This is a genomic window from Clostridium algoriphilum (assembly GCF_020443705.1).
Classification (GTDB): domain Bacteria; phylum Bacillota; class Clostridia; order Clostridiales; family Clostridiaceae; genus Clostridium_AD; species Clostridium_AD algoriphilum.
In genome coordinates, this window is sequence record NZ_JAIZZK010000006.1 from 80,084 (window position 1) to 96,018 (window position 15,935).

The window sequence follows — 15,935 nt, forward strand, 5'->3', positions numbered from 1 at the left end:
TTATAATTATAATGTTTATAACTAATTGAAAGTATATTATGTTTAACAGTTATTATATAATGATTTGCCTAAGAAAAGAAAGTAAATAGATAAATAGGAAAATTTTAATGAGTAGGTGAAAAAATGAAATACTTAAGGCAATTAATGATTGTTTTAATTCCATATCTTATTGGTACTGTATTACAACTAACATTACAGTTACCAATTCCAGGATCTGTTATTGGACTCATTTTACTGTTTTTAGGATTACAAGTAGGAATAGTTAAAGTTGAAATGATAGAGGAACTTTGTGAGTTCTTGTTATCGAATATGTCTTTTTTCTTTATTCCTGCGGGGGTAGGTTTAATGACAGCTTTTGGTGTATTAAAAGGAAAATGGATACCATTTATAATTATAGTTGTTTTTTCCACATGTTTAGTTTGGACTGTAACGGCTTATATGGTTAAATTTTTAAGGAAGGGACGAATAAATGAATGAATTAATTACTTCACCGATCTTTGGCGTAATAGCATCTCTTATAGCTTATGAAATTGGGATCTTTATAAAGAAAAAAGGGAGACTTTCAATATTTAATCCGCTATTAATAGCAATTGTTATATTAATACTTTTTCTTACAAAATTTCATATTACATATAAAGACTATAATAACGGAGGTCAAATAATTTCGTTCTTCTTATTTCCGGCTACAGTTGCATTAGCACTACCTATGTATAAAAAATTTGTTTTATTTAAAGAAAATGCTACTGCAATACTTATAGGGATTTTTAGTGGTGCTATTTCGGGTTTTATATGTGTAGCATTTCTTTCAAAATTATTTGGACTAACTAACTTGCTCACAAAATCTTTAATGCCAAAATCTATAACAACACCTATAGGAATAGCTTTGTCAAAGCAGTTAGGTGGACTTTCATCAATTACTGTCGTAGCTATTATTATGACAGGAATTATAGGCTCTATTGTTGGACCTTTTTTATATAAAATTTTTAAAATTAAGGATAAAGTTGCTCTAGGTATTGCTATGGGAGCATCTTCTCACGCAGTAGGAACAGCGAGGGCTATGGAAATGGGAGAAATCGAGGGAGCAATGAGTGGCTTAACTATGGCTATATCGGGGGTTGTCACTGTTCTTTTATATCCTCTCTTATGGAAAGCGTTTCTGCAAATGTTTAATTAATTGATTATAATATAACTAGCTAACTCTATAAATATAATGTATGAAGATCAAGGAGGTATTATAATTATGAAAAAAGAAGAGAGTAAAGGCCCATTAAATAAGTTGTTTGATTCAATAGACAATTTATTATCAGATGAAAAAGAGCAGAAACTAAGAAGCAAATTGGGAAAAGAAATACGCAAATTCATTTTTACAGAAGAAATAGTTGAAAAACTTAATGAGAGTGATTTTACAGGTCTAGTTGAGGAAGGAGAGGAAACAAAGGTGCTTTTTTCTACGATATTTCCTATTTTTGTAGAAAAAAATGATGTTATTTTTAGGCTGTATAAGCATAAGGTTGAAGTGGATTTGTCAGATGAGATGAGTGATAGATATATTTACATATTTTCAGATGGGAGACTTACATCAGGTCTATTTCAATGTTTTAAGCTTTATGATGATGAATATATTTATGGAGTCAAAAAAATAATAAATATGATACCAAGTTTTAAAGAAACTGTAAAAGAGACTCTAGTAAATTTAAATAATAATGAAGCTTTTAATAAACAAGAGATGGGAAATGTTAAGGACAGAGAAATAATAGCCAAAAACAATTATGATAAATTATTAGAATGCTTAAGTCAGTTTGCGTAAATATTTTAATTAATAATATAAATCTTAAAATTTTCCAACATATATTATTTATATAGTAAGGGCGGAGTATATACTCCGCCCTTACTATAAATTTAATCTTTATAATTTGAAAGTATAGTGGTGGCATCTTGTAGCGCTCCACTTACGAGATTAAAATTATTTTCAATTTGTAGTTTGTTTTCAGGCTTTTGTACTGTACTGAGTGCATCGCGTAGACAGCTTTTCGCATTTCGAAGATGATATGCCACTTCTTCAAAATGTTGCTTACAATTTTTCGTTTCCATAGGGTACCTCCTTAGTAAATTAAAAAATATTAGGATACTACTTAGTAACTATATTATTATATTCAAAAGACAATCAATTGTTACTATATTATTTTCATATATATAATCATATTCGTTTTTTATCACTAACATTACAATTTTTAATTTAATTAAGTAATAGAATAATCTATTCATTAAGGTTTTATTCAAGTACAGTATAGGGTTAAATGAAGCTAGAGATTATCTTTATTTAGAAAGTGACCAAAAATTGATATAGGCAGATTTAAATTCATATAAATAAATACTCGTTTTACCTGTCGTTTTGACAGGTAAAACGAGTGAGTATTTTTTTAGTTATGTTTCCTCCAAAACATCTAACACATAACAACAATTTTATAGGGTGTAGTTTGAGCTGGTATACTCCTTGTGGTAGCACCATAGATAACAATTAAATCCCTGTTTGCAGGGTATCTTGTAAAGGATTGCCCATTTTCTAGTACTATCTGTGTGAAGGGGCCAATGTTTAATTTTAAAGCATTATCGCTACTAACCATCTGATCGTTAAAATTGTCTACCTTCACATTTTGGTAGAGTGTATCTATTGCCATAACAATTGCTCTAAATTGTGGTGGGAAAATGAGAGGAACAGCTGCATTTGCATCATAAAATCCAGTTACCATATCTCCAAGGGACACCATTACATGGTCTACAAAGTAAGTATTCGGTTCTACAACAAAATTTACTAAAGTTCCATATCTGTTTTCTACAGATATTAATTTATAACATCCTGCTCCTTCTCCGGATTCGTCTATTAAAAAATCATTAATCATGGTAATCATTCCGTAAAAAGGTTGAAATTTTTTCATTTTTATCCTCAATTCTTCATTACTATTTTAAAAACATTGGAAACTACTAATATCTCTTAAATCCATTCCAAAATATCTCCAAGTATTTCTGTTCCAGCGAAATCCAGATACAGATCTAGGACCCACAAATGTAAGGAATGCCCAGAAGCCTCTTTCTCTTCTTGGCCATATATATACCAATCTAAAGATACAAGGTCTAATTGCCCCCGCGTCTATAGCTAGAGGGGTAGCACCAAATTGTTGTGATTGAGGTTGGGATGGTGTAAAGTTTGGAGGCGCTTGGGGCGGCATTCCTTGAGGTGGCCTACCCTGAGGTCCTTGAGGTCCAGGTTGAAAGGGTGTGGGAGGAGCCATTTGCCTGTATGGACATGTTATAGGAAAATCTTGAGTTTCGTTAGCATACATGTAGTTTGGATCATAAAATCTAATAAAATCGTCATCAATATACATTAAGTTAGCTCCTAAAAGTATTTACATTACAGTATATGATGTACTCTAGGTTTCTGTTATAAAAATTATATTTTTATTTCACAACTCAGCATATATGTATTATAATACAACAGGTAAAGACTTTAATATTTACTATTAATAAAATGTAAATACAGTAAGTTTATGTTCTATATATTAGGGGGGATTATTTTGAAAATGAAAAAGAGTACAGTTATAGTTATCGCAATTGTACTTGGAATGAGTATTGTAGGTACTCATTTACATAATAATAAATATATGCAAAAAATTAATATTATTGAACAAAACATAAAAAATGAGAAATTTAAAGATGCAGAAAATAATATTAAAGATTCTGAGTTAAAAGAGGAAGATGTAAAGAGTTTAAGCTCTAAAATAAAAAAACAAAAAGAAATTGTAAGAGTAAAAAAAGATATAGAATCTAGCTTTAGATATTTAACTGGTATAAGTAGCGAATCAGAAAAGAATTCAAGCAAAGCATTGATGTATGCTTTTGGTGGTTATATGAAAACAATAAATCATGATAATATAGAAAAATGCAAAACCCTAGGTATAAGTGAGTATTTATCAAGTCAAGAGGACAGGTATTTAAGTTATCTTAAAGACTTTGGTATAAATGAAAATGAAGTTATTAGAATATGTAAGCTAAAAAGATACGAAAAACAAGCAATTATATATAATAATAAGGTTGTAGTAAAACAAATAGAAGCTAATGTAGAAGCAGATAAATCAATTAGAAAGGCTACTTCAGCTGAATCATTTGAATAATAAATGTTAACTTGTAAATACATATTCCTTTCTGATATAGTTATTGGCTGTCCAATATATGTCTACATAAAATATATTTTAAAACTGTACCTATAGAACAAACACTTTTAAAAAGGTGATTATTCTATAGGTATTTTTTGACTATTTTAGCGTGTAAATATATTATACTAAGTTATAATATGTTTATTTTTGGTAATTGTAGTAATTATTTATGTTTTTCAAACTTTTTCGCAATAAATGTAACTTTTAGCAATACATTACATCGCATTATAGTGTATTATAGTGTTAATTGGTAAATTTTCTAAGAAAGGGGAATAAATAATGAAAAAAAGAAGTGTAAACGCTCTTGGACTTTTTAGTATTTTATTTATAGGTTCAATATATCTTTATTTTTTAAAGAGCAATAATGATAATAAAACTAAAACTGAATGTTTAAAAACTCAATTTGAGTCCCTTAAACTTGAGAATAAAGCTTTAACAAAAACAAATTATGAGCTTAATGAAACAAATTTAAAAATTTCAGAAAAGGCTAACAGATTAAAAAATATTAATAATTGATATAGAGTGTTAGGCGTATTAGGAGGAATAAGGAAGGAATATGATTAATTTAGTAATAAAGAAAAAGCCCTCATCAAAATTTGTATTAATTAAAGTTTTTATTTTCACTATATGTATTTCTCTACTTATAAAGGCAGCTGTTAGCCAAGCAACAGTTGTAAGGAGTCAAGAAAAAAAAGAGAAAAGCAATTTATTCGTGCAACAAATAAGTCAAATGAATAGTGACAATGAGTCGTTAAGGTTAAAAAATAAAAATCTTAGAACTTCCATGAAACAAAATCAGATATTATATAGAGAAAAATTAGCTAATACAAAAATAGCTTATTTAACATTTGATGATGGACCATCAAATAACACTTTAGAAATATTAAAGATCTTAAAAAAATATAACATTAAAGCAACTTTCTTTGTGAATGGTCACCCTGAATTAGGATATTTGTATAAACATATTTCTGATGACGGACATATATTAGCTAACCATACCTATAGTCACGAATATAAAGACGTTTATACATCAGCAGATAATTTTAAAAAAGATGTTTCAAAATTAGATGCGTTCCTTACCAATATAACAGGTAAAGAGCCTAATCATATTTTAAGATATCCAGGTGGATCTAATAATACTGTTAGTCAATATTATGGTGGGAAGGGGATTATGGACACGATGATTAAAGAAACAAATAAAGAAGGCTACATTTATTTTGATTGGAATGTGGATTCTACTGATGCATCAAGCTATCGTCAAAGCAAAAATAAAATTGTACAAGCAGTTTTAACTGAAAGCAGTCGAACTAAACATCCAGTTGTACTAATGCATGATTTGAACCCAAAGATTACGACTGTACAAGCCTTACCTGAAATTATAGAGGGTCTTAAGAAGAAAGGATTTATTTTTGATGTACTTTCTGAAAATACTTATGCACCACAATTTAAGGTTGCAACTTAGATTTCAGTTATAAACAATCTACTGTAATTCTACCCTATAGTAGAAATATAAAATAGTAGAAATATAAAATAGTAGAAAAAGGCTTAAGTTAAATAAAATTAACTATAAGCCTCTCATGTTATTGGAATCTTAATGCCTCTATTGGGTTCAATTTTGATGCTTTATTTGCAGGATAAATTCCGAAAGTGCTATTTTAAATAATTGTGATATCCTCATAACCTCACCTCTTTGTTATTCAATTCATCGGAAGTTATGTGACCATCTCTAACTGTGATTCATTAGTGTAGATTTACCTGCACCTGAGGGTCCAAGGATTTAGAACTTGAACTACCATTACTACTACCGCCTTGTTGTCCACCACTGCTTGGCATTTGGCCTCCCATAGATCCATCTTGTCCACCCATACCACGTTGAGCAGTAGTGCTACTGCTACTTGAAGGGAGCTGAACTAATACTGCTTGTCCAACTGTAACGCCTTTTGTAACTCCAATATAGTCTTCAGTTTCTATACCTGTTGTAATTTCTACTAATTTACTATTAGAGTTCATACTTGATGAGCTACTATTATCTTGTCCACTATCTGAACTAGTAGTACTCTGAACCTTTACGTATTTTTTACTATTACTCTCAACTAAGAATTTGTAAGAAGTGTGAAATTAAAATTCATAAATTAGATTAATTAAGTTCATATAATAAAAGAATATGTTTACAAATAGACTAAATCATAGTATTATGAGAATGGATATCAAATGATTATGTATACTAAATAGAAAAATATGCAATTTTTTTATGCATTTATTGATAATGAAATTCAATATTAACAGAGAATGTGTGAGGGGTGATTTTATGACAAAGGCAATATCATTAATTGAAGTAGAATTGAAAACCAAGGTAAAAGTAGTAGAAGTAGCACTAGAAAGTAAAGTACGAAGAAGAATAATGGACATGGGGATAGTTAAGAATACAACACTTGTAGTAACTGGGAAAGCACCTATGGGAGATCCAATAGAGCTATCGGTTAGAGGATATACTTTAAGCCTTAGAAAAAACGAAGCAAAGGATATTATGGTAGAACTAATTTAAATGTAGCTTATGTACAAAAATAATAATGGAGGTTAAAATTATGAGTATGCCACTTAATTTTGTCGGAATAGGTAAATTTGCAGAAATTCATAGCGTACAAGGCGGAGAAAACATCTGCAAGAAGATTATGGAGATGGGGATGAGCAAAGGTGCTATTGTAAAGATGATGAAAAATGATAGTGGTCCTGTAATTGTTAAGGTTGGAGAAACTCGATTAGTACTAGGACGAGGTATGGCACAAAAAGTTATGGTAAGAGAAGTATAATATAATATGAAATCATGGGGGAATACATGGATAATATGAGTAATAAGAAGAAAGATTTAGTTATAGCTTTAGCTGGTAATCCTAATTGTGGAAAAACTAGTTTATTTAATTCATTAACTGGTTCTAAGCAACATGTTGGTAACTGGCCAGGAGTTACAGTTGAAAAAAAAGAGGGCAGGTTTAAGTTTGAGGGAAGAAATGTAATTGTTGTAGATTTACCAGGGACTTATAGTCTTGGAGCATATTCAGAGGATGAGGTAGTAGCCCGTGACTTTATCTTAAAAAGTAAGCCAGATGTAGTAATTAACGTAATTGACTCAAGTAATATTGAAAGAAACTTATATTTAACTATGCAGATTCTAGAAACTGGGGCAAAGATGGTTTTAGCTCTTAACATGATGGATGAAGCAAAAAACAAGAACATAGAAATAAATGTTAAAAAAATATCGAAAACCTTAAGTATACCAGTAGTTGAAACAGTAGCTACTAAAAATGAAGGCATAAAAGAACTTATAAAGGAAGCCATAAGAATAGGTGATTCGGAGCAACATAATACCTTTAGAATTAATTATGGTAAAGATATAGAGAAGGAAATTGAGTTACTTACAGAAACTTTTTCACAAGTTTCAGCTACAACGCAGTACCCAGCGCAATGGGCATCACTTAAGCTTTTAGAAAAGGATGAATATATAAAGAAATATGTAGAAGAGAAAGAAAATGCCGAAAAGGTAAATACTACATTAGATAAAAGTATAGAGAATTTAATTCAAAAAATAGGGTATGAACCAGATGCATTTATAATAGATAAAAGATATGAACTTATAAGTAAAATAGTTCAAGATAGTGTTAAGAAAGAAACATCAAACGTTGAGAGTACTTCTGATAAAATGGATAAATGGACTACTCACAAGTATTTAGGAATACCTATATTTGCAGTAATAATGTTCCTAATGTATCAGATAGCAATGACCTTTGGAAATGGATTTTTAGGAGGCCTTGTAGATAGTGGATTCAGTGCTTTAGGAGAATTTGTAGGTGGCATTCTAGAGAGCATGGGAACACCAGCATTATTACAATCATTTGTAACTGATGGAATAATAGGTGGACTTGGATCAGTATTTGTATTTACACCTATGATTTTCACTATGTATTTTCTTATAGCTATACTTGAAGACAGCGGATACATGGCAAGAGCAGCATACATAATGGATAAATTTATGAATTCAATAGGATTGCATGGTAAAACAGCGGTATCTCTTATAATATCTAGTGGCTGTAACGTTGCAGGTATTATGTCTACAAGAACTTTAGATAGTAAGAAAGATAGGATGATAGCTATACTCATAAACCCTTTTGTATCCTGTAGTGCAAGACTTCCAGTCTATGCATTGTTTGCTGGTGCCTTCTTTGCAGGCAGAAAGATTTGGTTCTTTGATGCAGGTGGAGTTATTGTATTCGGTCTATACATTTTAGGGATTGCAGTTGCAATACTTATGGGTAAATTTTTAAGCGCTAAAGTATTCAAAGGAGAAGAATCTTATTTTGTAATGGAACTTCCACCTTATCGTGTACCTACAGCTAAAAGTGTATTAATTCATATGTGGGAAAAATCATCTCATTTTTTAAAAAAGATGAGTACAATTATATTAGGATTAGTTATAATTGTTTGGATACTTTCAAACATGCCTTTGGGAGTAGAACCAGGAACGAGAGATAGTTTAATTGGATCAGTAGGTTCAGTTATTGCACCAATATTCAACTTAGCAGGTTTTGGAACTTGGCAGGCCGGAGTGTCACTTATAACAGGCCTTGCTGCTAAAGAAGCAGTAGTTAGTACCTTGGGAACTGTTTATGCAGCATCAAATGATGCATCATTGACTGCTGCTATTCAGCAAGCATTTACCCCTCTTACATCTCTAGCGTTTATGGTAATGACTTTATTGTATTGTCCTTGCGCAGCGACTATAGGTGCAATAAGAAGAGAAACAAATTCTAGAAAATGGGCACTTATAGCCGTTATATATACTTGTGTTATCGGGTGGGTTGGAGGAGTTTTAGTATATCAAATAGGAAAACTTCTAGGTTTTAGTTAGTAATAAGACACAAATAAATATCAAGTTGGTATGAGTATATTATAAAGTTGTTAAATGTTTTCATATAATTAATTATAGAAAAAAGAGATAAGATTAGCATTTTATTGATAATGAGTGTCAATATCATAGAATATATAGTAGGGAGGTGAACTTATGTGCATATTACTCATAGGTGGAGATAATATTGGTAGTATCACTGAGAAATTAATGCAGAATGGATTTAGTGACATAGAGCATATAACTGGTAGAAAAAAGGATGCTAAAAATTTTAGAATGCCTGGTCACATAGATTTAGTAATGGTCTTGGTAGATTTTGTAGGTCATCAATTAGCAAAGGTTGTTAAAGAAGAATCAAGAAGATCTAATGTTAAGGTTGTATACTCTAAGCGTTCATGGACACACATGGAAAAGAAAATACAAGAGTGCGCGAAGGAACTTGCGGGGGCTGAGTAAGTTGCTATTTACATTTAAGAGAAAGCAAAAATTATGGTGCAAAGGGGGAATATATAATGTTAATGAAAGTATTGAAAAGATTATCTCAAGGCGCGCGGTATTCTAATAAGATAATGGCTAAGGAACTTGGAATAGATGAAGGAATGGTTGAGCAAATAATATTACAACTTGAGAGGATGGGATATATCGAGGCAGAAGAGATGGCGACCTGCTCTGGTGGATGTGATTGCGGAAGTAGCTCTAAAAAGGGAAGTTGTTGTAATACTTCAAATGTGGATATAAAAATGTGGAAGATTACAAGTAAAGGGAGAGAAACGGCATTAACGGTAAAATAGTTTTAAAAAAATGTTAAATAGGTCGTAAAATTATATGTGAATATATAGCTTACCTATGGAACCTTTTTAATAGGCTACGAATAGTACAGTACAAAGACCTTTCAATAATAATATTAACATACACTTAGTTCTCCAAAGAGGGTGTATAAATTCAGCTTAGCACAAATGCTAGGCTGAATTTGTTTTTTGAATATTTATCTATTTTATATTTAGCTAAATTGTAGAGTATAAGAAGAAATAACATGGAGTAAACTTCCATGTTATAGATGTTTGTAATATTATTATATGCTCAAATCTCTTTTTCTATAAAATACATATGTGATAGTTAACATTGCTGAAATAATTAATATTGATAAAATTACAAAACTTAGTTGAAAGCCACCGCTAGATATTAAATTTTTAGCCTCATAATATTTAAATGGTGTAAAGTATTTAAGATTTTCAAGTTTGCCGCTTAAGTCTATTGCCATAGATAATATATATGTGATTAAAAGAACTGCCATAGATATGGTTGTTGCATTCTTTGGATTTTTGCAGCAAGCAGCTATAGATGTGCCAATAAACATAAATATAAGCTGCAAAATAAACATTCCACCCATTAAGAGTACTATCTCTGAATTTACGGCTTCCCCTTTACTATATTTTCCTACTATAATAATTGAAGAAACCAAAGTGATAATATTAAATATTAAAATATTTACAAAGGCTGCAGATAGTTTTGATGTTATAATTTTATTTCTTGAAATAGGTTTTGAAAGTAGAAATTCTACGGTTTTATCACGTTCTTCCTTTGAAATTATATCAGCTCCAAGCATAGCAGCATGAATAGTTGCCATAAGCGCTAAATATAAAAAGAACATTCCATAATAACCGCTGGCCTTTGACAGATCAAAACCACCTATACCAAAAATTGTTTGCATAGATTTCGGCATTTGTGCAAATAAATCATTCATAGATTGACCGGAAGATGATAATGCAACATATTTGCCCATACCAGCAAAAACCATAAATAGAATACCAAAAGCCCATATAATAAGCCCTTTTCTATGGGCCTTCATTTCTACAATAAATACATTCATAAACTAACCCCCTCGTATTCCTTATTATCTATTAAATAACTATAAATTGATACACCCGTTAAATCATCATCTTCGAAGCGAAGTCGACGTTAAACAGCATGAACATCCTTTTTAGAGTATACAAAATAACTGGCAGCAATTGCTGCAACAATAAACAATATTTCTATTATAATAAATGAGATCTCATAACTAGAGTTTTTTATAATGTAGTTTGTGTCAAAATACTTAAAGGGTGTAATATAACGCATGGCACCATCTCCCGACGTCGCTGCAAACATACCAATAATAAAGAATGTAAATACAGTGCCAAGGGAAATAGGTAGCACAGATTTAATCTTTGGCATCACAACAGAAATTATAATCCCCAAAGCAAGAAACATAAGCTGAATGAAAAACAATGTAATAGAAATCATAAAAAATAGCTTGTAACTGTAGTCTTTTGTTGAAACAAAGGACACCATAATGCTACTCGCTACTAAGTAGGCTACATTGGTAATTACAAGACAGGTTAATGCAGCCATTAGCTTTGATGTCATAATTTCTGTGCGAGTAACAGGTTTAGTTAAAAGGAAATCTGCTGTTTTTTCGCGGACTTCCTTTGATATAATGGAGGTTCCTAGATTCATAGCTTGAATGGCACCACAGAGTGTTGTATATAAAAACATATAGGAGTAAAACCCCAAAATAGAAGACATACTATCTACAGAGAGTCCCATTGCTTTTCTTACTGGTTCTGGGAAACCTTTCATTATTCCTTTAAAAGCCTCAGCTTCTTTTGAAAAAGCGGGAAACAGTGATAAGAAAAGAACAACAAGTGTTATTAAAGAACAGGTCCATATAATAGTGGATTTTCTATACGCCTTCAATTCGTGACTAAACATATTCATAGTTTTTAGTCCTCCTTTTCGTAGTAATGCATAAAGATTTCTTCAAGGTCTGGCTCTTCAATCCAGAGATTGGATATTTCTATTTCTGAAATCTTTTTCATAATAAAATTAATATTACCACTAAATAAAAAGCTTATTATGTTACCCTTTATATTAAAATCGGTAACACCGCTGAACTTAAAGTAACTATCATCTATTTTTGAGTTTACCTCGATTTTAAATTTCTTATGGTTATTTTCTTGTAATGTACTAATTTTATCAAGTTTTATAATTTTTCCCTCTTTAATAATTGCAACGCGGGTACATAACCTCTGAACCTCACTTAAAATATGAGAAGAAAGTAAAATTGTAACACCCTTTTTATTCTCTTCCTCAAGGAGTTCAAAGAATTTTTGTTGCATAAGTGGGTCAAGTCCACTAGTAGGTTCATCAAGTATAATAAGTTTAGGTGAGTGTAACAGTCCTTGGACAATACCAACTTTCTTTTTGTTGCCAAATGATAAATCATCAATTTTTTTATTAAGATCAAGATCCATTATCTCTGCCAGTTCACTAATCCTTTTACTACAATCTTTCTTGTAGAAACTAGCTGAATACTTTAGTAGGTCAATAACCTTCATATTGTCATAATAAAAGACTTCTGATGGTAGATATCCTATTTCTTTCTTTATCTCAGGTCCAAATTCAACGCAGTCCTTACCAAAAATCGTAGCGCTGCCACTAGTTGGATAAATTAAAGATAACAATGTTCTAATTGTTGTTGATTTTCCTGCACCATTTGGACCAATAAACCCAAAGATTTCACCTTCGCAAACATTAAAACTTACATCGGTAATTCCCCTTGCATTGCCATAACTTTTAGTCAAATTTTTGATTTCAATAACATTCATTAATAAGACCCCCTTATTATTAAACTAGCCATTTATATGACTAGCATTATTTATAGAAACAATTTTTTAAAACATTCATATAAAGATCTGCTTCATCAAAGGCTTTTTGATAATCCTCTTTATTTGAAGTTAGTAATTTTTCGTTTTTGGTTATTTGGGCTCCGAAACCCTCAAGGGTCCACATTATAATATTAATGCATTTTTCTGTATCTAGACCCTTTTTGAATTTTGATGTGTTCATATTTTTAAATATCTTATTATAATTACTAATGGATAGTTCTTTATTTATAAGTTCTAAATCGCTCTTTATATTTTCAGATTTATCCCTGTATGCAACTTCAATAAATATAAAGATAGCTGCATATTTCATTAATAATTCTAACTTTATAACTGAACATTGACGTAACTTAATAAAAATATCTGTTTCATCCATATTAATTTTTTTGTAAAATTCATTGATATAGAGATTGATACAATAGTCATATAAAAATAAAAATAAACTTTTTTTATTCTTAAAATAGTAAAATAATAAACCTTTTGATATGTCAGCTTCTTTAATAATTGCATTGGTAGACGCGTTTTCAAAACCTTTTTGTGCAAATTCTTTCATAGCAGCATCTAATATACGTTCTTGCTTTTCTTGTTGTAAGTTTAGAAATTTAGAAAACATTTTAATAACTCCTTTCTTAACGAACAAATATTGTTGACCACATTAGTCAATTAAATAATAGCATTATTGACTCATAGGGTCAACTGTTTAAAAAATATTTTAAGCAGGTAACACTCCTATTTTCTGTATCCTAAATTTTATGTTACAATATAATATATTATAATGTCATAAATTTAGAATTATGCAGTTTTCTACTTTAGCCTCAAGACATATTTATTATATATATACTTTATTTTTAATGGTTTTAGGCAAAACAATGAGACAATAAGTGGAGGCGATAAATTTTGATTGGTAATGTTTTTAATGTAATGCAAAAAAGAGTTGGAAAACTACATTCACGTCATGAGATACATGAGTCCTTTAGATTTGGAATTCTTCTTGCAATTGCTGGTGGATTTTTGGACTCCTATACCTTTATAGGAAGGGGAGGTGTTTTCTCTAATGCTCAAACTGGAAATATTGTACTCTTAGGAATATATGCTGCAAAAGGCGAATGGGTGCAGGCACTTATTCATATTCCACCTATATTAGCTTTTATAATTGGGGTAATTGTTGTTCAAGCAATAAAAAACAATTCATCACGCCTGTTTATATTGGATTGGCCAAGGGCAGTTCTAGTTTTTGAAATTATTATTCTTTTTATAATAGGATTTATACCAAACTCGTTTCCTGATACTATTGTAAATATTATAATTTCATTCGTTGCTTCGATTCAAGTAGCTTCATTTCCTAAACTAGCTGATTCCCCATATAGCTCAACCATGTCCACAGGAAACCTGCGATCAGCTTCAAAGGCAGCATATATTGCTTTTACGCAGAAAGATTCCGAAGCAGCTATTCGCACTATTCGGTTTTTTAGCATAGTCCTCTCATTTTTATTTGGTTCATTTTTAGGCGCTCTGTTGACATTTAGTGTTGGAGTTAAGGCAATATGGGGGGCTGCTATTGTATTAGTCTGTGTTTTTATATTATTTAGCGTTGCCGAAGGTCGAAGCAAATAAGGGAAGACACAAAGACATAATCTAATCGCAGATTTAAGCAGACTTATATAATTATAATAGTAATTAAATTCTATTGACAATAAAATATTGTTGTTGTACTATGTGAGTCGTGTAAATACACGAAACTTTAAAAATGGTATAAATAGAATTAACATAACTACGAGAATTAACTAATGGAGGTAGTAGAATGAAAGTATTAGGGATAGTAGGAAGTAAAAGAAAAAATGGTAATACAGCATATTTAGTGCAGCAAGCATTACATGCAATTGAGTCTAAAGACGTGGAAACTGAGCTCGTTTTTCTTGGAGATTATAATATTAAAGGCTGTACTGGATGTGAAGGATGTAAAGACACATGCAAGTGCGTAATAATGGATGACATGCAAAAAATATACCCACTAATTATCAACTCTGATGCTATTATTTTAGGATCTCCAACATATTTTTATAATATAACATCAGACATGAAAGCTTTTATTGAAAGATTATATTGTTTTCAAATATTTGATAAAAATGAACGCTCGGTTTGGTCAAGTGTAAATGAAGTATTAGGTGGAAAATATGCTTCGGTTATAGCTATCTGTGAACAAAATAATGAAGAAGATATGGGGTTTACTGCTGAAGCTATGAAGAAACCTCTTGAAGGTTTAGGATATAGAGTACTATCGACTGTTAAAGTTCTAAATTTGTTTAAAAAGGGCGAAGCACTGCAAGATAGAATTGCTTTGGAACAAGTAATAATGGCTGGACAAAAACTAGAAAAAACGCTTAGGTTAAGAAAAGAAGCAGAGAAAAAGTTTGAAATACATATAGATTAAATTAAAATGGAGGTAAGTATATATGGAAGACAAGAAAATAAAAACAAAAGTTATAAGGCCTAAATTTGACAGTGATTTAGATATTATAGAGTTATGCAAAGAAAATATTGAAGATGAAAGTATATTTTCTTATGGAACAATTAGTGATTGTTCTTTAGAAAATCATGAAGCAGACAGAATTACCTTTAAACAAGTAATATTTAAAAAAGTTATTTTTAGTAAAATAACTTTTAGACGTATAGAATTGCTTAATGTGAGATTTGAAAATTGCGATTTATCAAATGTGGATTTTAATGAGGCTTCATTACATAGGGTAGAATTTTTAAATTGTAAAATTATCGGTATTAATCTAAATGAAGCCACCTTACGAGAGGTAATATTTGAAAATTGTAACGGACAATTTGCTTTTTTTAGTTATTCTAGTTGTAAGCAAGTGGCATTTCTTAAATGTCAATTACGGTCTTCAGATTTTCAAAATTCAACATTTTCAAAAGTCGAGTTTCAAGAGTCTAATTTAGTTGGGGCGCAAATGAATTTCACAAGTCTTAAAGGGATAGATTTTACTAGTTGTGAAATTGAAGGTATGGGCATAAATATTCCTGATGTTAAGGGTGCAAGAGTTACCACTACGCAAGCTATTTCGCTTTCTGCCATACTAGGTCTCATTATTAAATAAAATACCCTAT

At 30.6% G+C, this 15,935-nt stretch carries 22 protein-coding genes; 14 read left to right on the forward strand and 8 right to left on the reverse strand.

Annotated elements, in window-relative coordinates; translation table 11 throughout:
• The first annotated feature begins 123 nt into the window (after positions 1 to 123).
• The 3 genes from LGK95_RS07235 (at position 124) to LGK95_RS07245 (ending at position 1,807) form a co-directional block, all read left to right on the forward strand.
• Positions 124 to 477: a CidA/LrgA family protein gene (locus tag LGK95_RS07235; protein ID WP_226123669.1), complete on the forward strand. Its 354-nt coding sequence runs from the start codon at positions 124 to 126 to the stop codon at positions 475 to 477.
• Entirely contained in the window at positions 470 to 1,174 is a 705-nt protein-coding gene (locus LGK95_RS07240) for an LrgB family protein (RefSeq protein WP_226123671.1), read from the forward strand. Before LGK95_RS07235 ends, LGK95_RS07240 begins: the two co-directional genes overlap by 8 nt.
• 66 nt (positions 1,175 to 1,240) lie before the next feature.
• Positions 1,241 to 1,807, forward strand: coding sequence for a hypothetical protein (locus tag LGK95_RS07245; RefSeq protein ID WP_226123673.1), 567 nt, complete (start codon positions 1,241 to 1,243; stop codon positions 1,805 to 1,807).
• 92 nt (positions 1,808 to 1,899) lie between these two features.
• On the opposite strand, the gene LGK95_RS07250 is transcribed toward LGK95_RS07245, so the two are convergent.
• The 3 genes from LGK95_RS07250 to LGK95_RS07260 all read right to left on the reverse strand — a co-directional run bounded on the left by LGK95_RS07250 (position 1,900) and on the right by LGK95_RS07260 (position 3,386).
• Complete coding sequence (locus LGK95_RS07250; protein ID WP_226123675.1) at positions 1,900 to 2,091, reverse strand: hypothetical protein; 192 nt, start codon at positions 2,089 to 2,091, stop codon at positions 1,900 to 1,902.
• Positions 2,092 to 2,444: 353 nt separating this feature from the next.
• Positions 2,445 to 2,936 (reverse strand): hypothetical protein, encoded by a 492-nt coding sequence (locus LGK95_RS07255; protein WP_226123677.1) that lies wholly within the window; start codon positions 2,934 to 2,936, stop codon positions 2,445 to 2,447.
• Between the two features lie 27 nt (positions 2,937 to 2,963).
• The gene (locus LGK95_RS07260; protein WP_226123680.1) at positions 2,964 to 3,386 is read right to left on the reverse strand and encodes a hypothetical protein; all 423 of its coding nucleotides are present in this window, start codon (positions 3,384 to 3,386) and stop codon (positions 2,964 to 2,966) included.
• A gap of 189 nt (positions 3,387 to 3,575) precedes the next feature.
• On the opposite strand from LGK95_RS07260, the gene LGK95_RS07265 reads away from it, so the two are divergent.
• The 3 genes from LGK95_RS07265 (at position 3,576) to LGK95_RS07275 (ending at position 5,676) form a co-directional block, all read left to right on the forward strand.
• The gene (locus LGK95_RS07265; RefSeq protein ID WP_226123682.1) at positions 3,576 to 4,172 is read left to right on the forward strand and encodes a hypothetical protein; all 597 of its coding nucleotides are present in this window, start codon (positions 3,576 to 3,578) and stop codon (positions 4,170 to 4,172) included.
• Positions 4,173 to 4,493: 321 nt separating this feature from the next.
• The gene (locus LGK95_RS07270) at positions 4,494 to 4,730 is read left to right on the forward strand and encodes a hypothetical protein (protein WP_226123683.1); all 237 of its coding nucleotides are present in this window, start codon (positions 4,494 to 4,496) and stop codon (positions 4,728 to 4,730) included.
• A gap of 40 nt (positions 4,731 to 4,770) precedes the next feature.
• Complete coding sequence (locus LGK95_RS07275; protein ID WP_226123684.1) at positions 4,771 to 5,676, forward strand: polysaccharide deacetylase family protein; 906 nt, start codon at positions 4,771 to 4,773, stop codon at positions 5,674 to 5,676.
• A gap of 278 nt (positions 5,677 to 5,954) precedes the next feature.
• On the opposite strand, the gene LGK95_RS07280 is transcribed toward LGK95_RS07275, so the two are convergent.
• Complete coding sequence (locus LGK95_RS07280; protein WP_226123685.1) at positions 5,955 to 6,224, reverse strand: hypothetical protein; 270 nt, start codon at positions 6,222 to 6,224, stop codon at positions 5,955 to 5,957.
• Between the two features lie 298 nt (positions 6,225 to 6,522).
• On the opposite strand from LGK95_RS07280, the gene LGK95_RS07285 reads away from it, so the two are divergent.
• The 5 genes from LGK95_RS07285 (at position 6,523) to LGK95_RS07305 (ending at position 9,905) form a co-directional block, all read left to right on the forward strand.
• A complete protein-coding gene (locus LGK95_RS07285) occupies positions 6,523 to 6,759 on the forward strand; it encodes a FeoA family protein (protein WP_226123686.1) in 237 nt (78 codons plus the stop codon).
• A 40-nt stretch (positions 6,760 to 6,799) separates the two neighbouring features.
• Positions 6,800 to 7,024: a FeoA family protein gene (locus LGK95_RS07290; protein ID WP_226123687.1), complete on the forward strand. Its 225-nt coding sequence runs from the start codon at positions 6,800 to 6,802 to the stop codon at positions 7,022 to 7,024.
• Positions 7,025 to 7,050: 26 nt separating this feature from the next.
• Entirely contained in the window at positions 7,051 to 9,117 is a 2,067-nt protein-coding gene (feoB, locus tag LGK95_RS07295) for a ferrous iron transport protein B (protein ID WP_226123688.1), read from the forward strand.
• A gap of 153 nt (positions 9,118 to 9,270) precedes the next feature.
• On the forward strand, positions 9,271 to 9,570 hold the full coding sequence (locus LGK95_RS07300; protein ID WP_226123689.1) for a DUF2325 domain-containing protein: 300 nt from the start codon (positions 9,271 to 9,273) through the stop codon (positions 9,568 to 9,570).
• Between the two features lie 56 nt (positions 9,571 to 9,626).
• The gene (locus LGK95_RS07305) at positions 9,627 to 9,905 is read left to right on the forward strand and encodes a winged helix-turn-helix domain-containing protein (protein ID WP_226123690.1); all 279 of its coding nucleotides are present in this window, start codon (positions 9,627 to 9,629) and stop codon (positions 9,903 to 9,905) included.
• A gap of 281 nt (positions 9,906 to 10,186) precedes the next feature.
• Here the strand turns inward: LGK95_RS07305 and LGK95_RS07310 are convergent, their stop codons facing one another.
• The 4 genes from LGK95_RS07310 to LGK95_RS07325 all read right to left on the reverse strand — a co-directional run bounded on the left by LGK95_RS07310 (position 10,187) and on the right by LGK95_RS07325 (position 13,431).
• Positions 10,187 to 10,984, reverse strand: coding sequence for an ABC transporter permease subunit (locus LGK95_RS07310; RefSeq protein ID WP_226123692.1), 798 nt, complete (start codon positions 10,982 to 10,984; stop codon positions 10,187 to 10,189).
• Between the two features lie 89 nt (positions 10,985 to 11,073).
• The gene (locus tag LGK95_RS07315) at positions 11,074 to 11,871 is read right to left on the reverse strand and encodes an ABC transporter permease subunit (protein ID WP_226123694.1); all 798 of its coding nucleotides are present in this window, start codon (positions 11,869 to 11,871) and stop codon (positions 11,074 to 11,076) included.
• Positions 11,872 to 11,876: 5 nt separating this feature from the next.
• Entirely contained in the window at positions 11,877 to 12,761 is an 885-nt protein-coding gene (locus tag LGK95_RS07320) for an ABC transporter ATP-binding protein (protein WP_226123695.1), read from the reverse strand.
• Positions 12,762 to 12,807: 46 nt separating this feature from the next.
• A complete protein-coding gene (locus tag LGK95_RS07325; RefSeq protein ID WP_226123697.1) occupies positions 12,808 to 13,431 on the reverse strand; it encodes a TetR/AcrR family transcriptional regulator in 624 nt (207 codons plus the stop codon).
• 284 nt (positions 13,432 to 13,715) lie between these two features.
• Here LGK95_RS07325 and LGK95_RS07330 point away from each other — a divergent pair, with 284 nt between their 5' ends.
• From LGK95_RS07330 to LGK95_RS07340, 3 genes are all read left to right on the forward strand, one after another.
• The gene (locus LGK95_RS07330; RefSeq protein ID WP_226123699.1) at positions 13,716 to 14,432 is read left to right on the forward strand and encodes a YoaK family protein; all 717 of its coding nucleotides are present in this window, start codon (positions 13,716 to 13,718) and stop codon (positions 14,430 to 14,432) included.
• Positions 14,433 to 14,619: 187 nt separating this feature from the next.
• Positions 14,620 to 15,249 (forward strand): flavodoxin family protein, encoded by a 630-nt coding sequence (locus LGK95_RS07335; protein WP_226123701.1) that lies wholly within the window; start codon positions 14,620 to 14,622, stop codon positions 15,247 to 15,249.
• Positions 15,250 to 15,271: 22 nt separating this feature from the next.
• Positions 15,272 to 15,925, forward strand: a complete 654-nt coding sequence (locus LGK95_RS07340; protein WP_226123703.1) for a pentapeptide repeat-containing protein — start codon at positions 15,272 to 15,274, stop codon at positions 15,923 to 15,925.
• Positions 15,926 to 15,935 lie beyond the last annotated feature (10 nt).

Coding starts and splice junctions, on each gene's coding strand:
- LGK95_RS07320 (WP_226123695.1), bottom strand. CDS start 12,761: ATGAATGTTATTGAAATCAAAAATTTGACTAAAAGTTATGGCAATGCA.
- LGK95_RS07275 (WP_226123684.1), top strand. CDS start 4,771: ATGATTAATTTAGTAATAAAGAAAAAGCCCTCATCAAAATTTGTATTA.
- LGK95_RS07310 (WP_226123692.1), bottom strand. CDS start 10,984: ATGAATGTATTTATTGTAGAAATGAAGGCCCATAGAAAAGGGCTTATT.
- LGK95_RS07315 (WP_226123694.1), bottom strand. CDS start 11,871: ATGAATATGTTTAGTCACGAATTGAAGGCGTATAGAAAATCCACTATT.
- LGK95_RS07285 (WP_226123686.1), top strand. CDS start 6,523: ATGACAAAGGCAATATCATTAATTGAAGTAGAATTGAAAACCAAGGTA.
- LGK95_RS07270 (WP_226123683.1), top strand. CDS start 4,494: ATGAAAAAAAGAAGTGTAAACGCTCTTGGACTTTTTAGTATTTTATTT.
- LGK95_RS07290 (WP_226123687.1), top strand. CDS start 6,800: ATGAGTATGCCACTTAATTTTGTCGGAATAGGTAAATTTGCAGAAATT.
- LGK95_RS07340 (WP_226123703.1), top strand. CDS start 15,272: ATGGAAGACAAGAAAATAAAAACAAAAGTTATAAGGCCTAAATTTGAC.
- LGK95_RS07335 (WP_226123701.1), top strand. CDS start 14,620: ATGAAAGTATTAGGGATAGTAGGAAGTAAAAGAAAAAATGGTAATACA.
- LGK95_RS07260 (WP_226123680.1), bottom strand. CDS start 3,386: ATGTATATTGATGACGATTTTATTAGATTTTATGATCCAAACTACATG.
- LGK95_RS07235 (WP_226123669.1), top strand. CDS start 124: ATGAAATACTTAAGGCAATTAATGATTGTTTTAATTCCATATCTTATT.
- LGK95_RS07300 (WP_226123689.1), top strand. CDS start 9,271: ATGTGCATATTACTCATAGGTGGAGATAATATTGGTAGTATCACTGAG.
- LGK95_RS07245 (WP_226123673.1), top strand. CDS start 1,241: ATGAAAAAAGAAGAGAGTAAAGGCCCATTAAATAAGTTGTTTGATTCA.
- LGK95_RS07305 (WP_226123690.1), top strand. CDS start 9,627: ATGTTAATGAAAGTATTGAAAAGATTATCTCAAGGCGCGCGGTATTCT.
- LGK95_RS07255 (WP_226123677.1), bottom strand. CDS start 2,936: ATGAAAAAATTTCAACCTTTTTACGGAATGATTACCATGATTAATGAT.
- LGK95_RS07280 (WP_226123685.1), bottom strand. CDS start 6,224: ATGAACTCTAATAGTAAATTAGTAGAAATTACAACAGGTATAGAAACT.
- LGK95_RS07325 (WP_226123697.1), bottom strand. CDS start 13,431: ATGTTTTCTAAATTTCTAAACTTACAACAAGAAAAGCAAGAACGTATA.
- feoB (WP_226123688.1), top strand. CDS start 7,051: ATGGATAATATGAGTAATAAGAAGAAAGATTTAGTTATAGCTTTAGCT.
- LGK95_RS07240 (WP_226123671.1), top strand. CDS start 470: ATGAATGAATTAATTACTTCACCGATCTTTGGCGTAATAGCATCTCTT.
- LGK95_RS07250 (WP_226123675.1), bottom strand. CDS start 2,091: ATGGAAACGAAAAATTGTAAGCAACATTTTGAAGAAGTGGCATATCAT.